This window comes from Ferranicluibacter rubi (genome assembly GCF_011603255.1).
Lineage (GTDB): Bacteria > Pseudomonadota > Alphaproteobacteria > Rhizobiales > Rhizobiaceae > Ferranicluibacter > Ferranicluibacter rubi.
The window spans coordinates 1-437 of record NZ_JAANCM010000036.1 but is presented as its reverse complement, the minus strand read 5'-3'; the positions used below and the strand labels follow the sequence as shown (position 1 = coordinate 437).

General features: G+C 59.7%; 1 protein-coding gene. It reads left to right on the top strand.

Features of this window, described 5'->3' with window-relative positions; all coding sequences use genetic code 11:
* On the top strand, positions 1-437 hold a 437-nt coding region (locus G8E10_RS25755), incomplete at both ends, for an acyl-homoserine-lactone synthase (RefSeq protein ID WP_167131274.1).

The following is a 437-nucleotide window of genomic DNA, read 5'->3' as shown; positions in this document are numbered from 1 at the left end:
GCACATGAGTATCAGAAATACGCTGCCGTACTCGACCAGATGTTTCGCCTGCGCAAGAAGGTCTTCGCCGATACGCTCGGCTGGGACGTTCCCGTCATCGGCCCTTACGAACGCGACAGCTACGATTCGCTCGCCCCAGCTTACCTCGTCTGGTGCAACGATAGCCGCACCCGCCTCTATGGCGGCATGCGCCTGATGCCGACAACCGGCCCGACCCTTCTCTACGACGTCTTCCGCGAGACGTTTCCCGATGCCGCCAATCTGATTGCCCCCGGCATCTGGGAAGGCACGCGCATGTGCATCGACGAAGAGGCGATCGCCGAGGATTTCTCCAATGTCGATGCCAGCCGCGCCTTCTCCATGATGCTGCTTGCGCTTTGCGAATGCGCGCTCGATCACGGCATCCATACGATGATTTCCAATTACGAGCCCTACCT